The sequence below is a fragment of the Vibrio ichthyoenteri ATCC 700023 genome (assembly GCF_000222605.1).
GTDB classification, from domain to species: domain Bacteria; phylum Pseudomonadota; class Gammaproteobacteria; order Enterobacterales; family Vibrionaceae; genus Vibrio; species Vibrio ichthyoenteri.
The window spans coordinates 1-1,419 of sequence record NZ_AFWF01000138.1; the positions used below are offsets into that span (position 1 = coordinate 1).

Sequence of the window (1,419 nt, forward strand, 5' to 3'; positions counted from 1 at the left end):
TGTCGCGGGGCAAAATAGCTTAATGAATGAACGCTTTGTAGGGGCGGAGATCTCCAATCAAAAGCGGCTTGAGATTAAGAATTTTGCTGCGCGGAGTGTGGATTTTTTCTCTCCGTCTGAGGGGGGTGCTGTCAGTCTATAACCCTCAGCGAGAGTTGATTTATCAAAGCAATATTCTTTCGGGTAGAAACCGTATTCCTTATTCTGCGTTACCCTATGGAAACTACGCGGTGGAGTATGAGGTCACCAACAACGATGATGTCGTGTTTAGTGGCAATAATTTTGTTTCAAATAGCGATGCGTTTGATGCGAGCGAGCGCTCTTTCTACAGTCGACTTGGTGCTAAAGAGCAGTCTAATACAAATAATAAAGATAGCCTGGTTTTCGATACGGGCTTGAGCGTTCCGCTTTATCAGCAACAAAGTGCAATTGGTGGCATTTCTTTGGTTGAAGAGGAGTGGTTCGCTGGGGTTGGGTATTACGCTAACATCAATGATTATCGTTTGAGCGTAAAGTATTCCTTGGGTCAACATGCGAGTCGTATCAATGCAGATGTTTATTCTAATCTGTTGAACTTATCGCTAACGAAAACCGAAGTGGATGATGCGCGACAAGAGAGTTATCTAGGTAACCAAGATAGCTTATTGATTTCTAGCGGGATGAACAAAAGTTTTGGTCTGTTCAGTTTAGGGTTAAGTGCTAGTTATAACGAACTGGGAGAAGATGACTATCTCAGTTACAACGTAAATACAAACTATTCGTTTAGCAATGGGGTGAGTTTATATGCCTCATACAGTGGCAATGATACTCAAAATAACATCAATTTTGGTTTGTCTATTCCATTGAGCACGCAAACGCATTATAGCGGGACCTATACCCAAAACGGTGGGCGAGGGGAATTTAATAATCAGTTATCAACCAATGTTCGTTTGAATGATGAGTTGTCGTTCAATGGCGGTGTTTCGCATCGTTATGTGGAAGAGAGCGACGTTTCTGTACAGGAAAATAAACAGTTAGACGCCTATGTCAATGGCTCTTATCGTCATGACGCTTTTAACAGTTCTGTGGGTATTCGCCGACAAAAAGAGGGAATAGTCACTTACAACGGCTCATTTTCAACGACTGCCTATGTGACAGCGAACCGAGCCTATTTTAAAGAAACACGATCAGGCAGTACGAGTGCGATTGAAGTGAACGGCCTTGATGATGCGCTAGAAGGTAAAGTCAAAATACACGATAAGGTCTCAGGCCGAAAAGCGACACAAGCCATTACGAATAACACGCTGATAGAGATGAAACCTTATAGCCAAGTGGTGGTTGATTATCAGTTTGATAATGATGAATTTGCCTTGGAATCTGCAGACATGGAGAGAAATACCACGGTCAATATGCTGCCGGGTAAGATTCATTATCTTAGAA

1 protein-coding gene is annotated in these 1,419 nt (G+C 42.5%); it reads left to right on the forward strand.

Annotated features, from left to right (window positions below; all coding sequences use genetic code 11):
- Nucleotides 1–125: 125 nt before the first annotated feature.
- Nucleotides 126–1,419 (forward strand): hypothetical protein (locus RH85_RS10350; protein WP_206536047.1); only part of this gene is annotated, 1,294 nt, incomplete at its 3' end.